This is a genomic window from Roseateles sp., from assembly GCF_031397715.1.
GTDB lineage: Bacteria > Pseudomonadota > Gammaproteobacteria > Burkholderiales > Burkholderiaceae_C > Paucibacter_A.
On record NZ_JANNMI010000172.1, the window covers coordinates 1 to 1,194 of the forward strand.

Below are 1,194 nucleotides of genomic sequence, written 5' to 3' on the forward strand. Positions count from 1 at the left end.
CCGGCCGCAACCTGCTGTTCCTGACCTTTGCGGCGACCGTCGCCTACCGGCGCGGGCTGAACGTGCTGGTCGGCGGCATGTGCGAGACCGACTTCTCCGGGTATCCGGATTGCCGCGACAACACGCTCAAGGCGCTGCAGGTGGCGATCAGCCTCGGCCTGGATGCGCCAATGACGATCGAAACCCCGCTGATGTGGCTGACCAAGGCGCAGACCTGGGCCATGACGCACACACTCGGTGGCGCCGCTCTCAACGCGCTGATCCTCGAGCAAAGCCACAGCTGCTACCTCGGTGACCGTTTGCAGCGCCACGCCTGGGGCTACGGCTGCGGCAGCTGCCCGGCCTGCGAGCTGCGTGCGCGCGGTTTCGATGAATTTATGCAGCAGCCAGCGCGATGAGCGATTGGAACCTGGCCATGTGGGCGGTGGCGGCCCTGCTGCTGTTTTGGGGCATCGGCGCCTACAACCGGCTGATGCGCTTGCGCAATGCGATTGCGGCCGCTTTTGTGCAGCTCGATGAACATTTGACGGCGCGTGCGCAGCTCTGCAGCAAGCTGCTGACCCTGTTGCAGCCGTTGCTCAGCAACGAAAAGGCCACTTTTGATGCCTTGGAGTTGGCCCAGGCCGAGGTGCGAGCGGCGGCGCAGGCCGCGCGGCCCAGGCCTTATGTGGCCGAACCGGTCGGCACACTCGGGGTGACCAGCGCCGTGCATGCGGCTGCGCTGACCCGGCTGATGTCGATGTTGGAACATCATGCCGAGCTGCGCGAGCATGCCGATCTTTACGCCTTGGTCGACGAGCTGAAGATGATTGAGCGCCAGCGCTCGTTCGCGCGCCAGGTCTTCAATCAGGCGGTCGGCCAGTTCAATGAAGCAATCACCCAATTCCCGACCCGCATCCTGGCCAGCTTGTATGGCTTTCGCGAGGCGCGGTCTTTATAGGTCAATTGCAGACAATCGCGCCCGAGCTCACCAACTCATGAAATAGCGCCATCATCGCGCGGCCACTCATATGGTAGGGGTCGAGGCGGCCGGTCTCGGAATACTTCAGCACCAGGCCCGGATTGAGGCGTTGCAAATTGACCTGCCCCATCGACCAGCCGGCGAACTCGCGTTCACCGATCTCTTCATAACTGAGCAAAATGACGGCGTGGTGGCGGGCGTCGCTGAGGATCTGCTTGTAGCGCGCGTTGATG

General features: G+C 63.2%; 3 protein-coding genes. 2 read left to right on the plus strand and 1 reads right to left on the minus strand.

The window, feature by feature from the left end; all coding sequences use genetic code 11:
* Together RMO57_RS07450 and RMO57_RS07455 are read left to right on the plus strand one after the other, a co-directional pair.
* Window positions 1-398 (plus strand): 7-cyano-7-deazaguanine synthase (locus RMO57_RS07450; protein ID WP_310385476.1); only part of this gene is annotated, 398 nt, incomplete at its 5' end.
* Window positions 395-940 carry a LemA family protein gene (locus tag RMO57_RS07455; protein ID WP_310385478.1) on the plus strand — a complete coding sequence of 182 codons (546 nt, stop codon included), beginning with the start codon at window positions 395-397 and terminating at the stop codon, window positions 938-940. The genes RMO57_RS07450 and RMO57_RS07455, both read left to right, overlap by 4 nt.
* A gap of 1 nt (window position 941) precedes the next feature.
* Here the strand turns inward: RMO57_RS07455 and RMO57_RS07460 are convergent.
* The coding region (locus tag RMO57_RS07460; RefSeq protein ID WP_310385479.1) for a BLUF domain-containing protein at window positions 942-1,194 on the minus strand (253 nt) is incomplete at its 5' end.

What these genes read in the sequence shown, in the direction of transcription:
- RMO57_RS07455 (WP_310385478.1), top strand. Translation starts at nt 395, where the DNA reads ATGAGCGATTGGAACCTGGCCATGTGGGCGGTGGCGGCCCTGCTGCTG.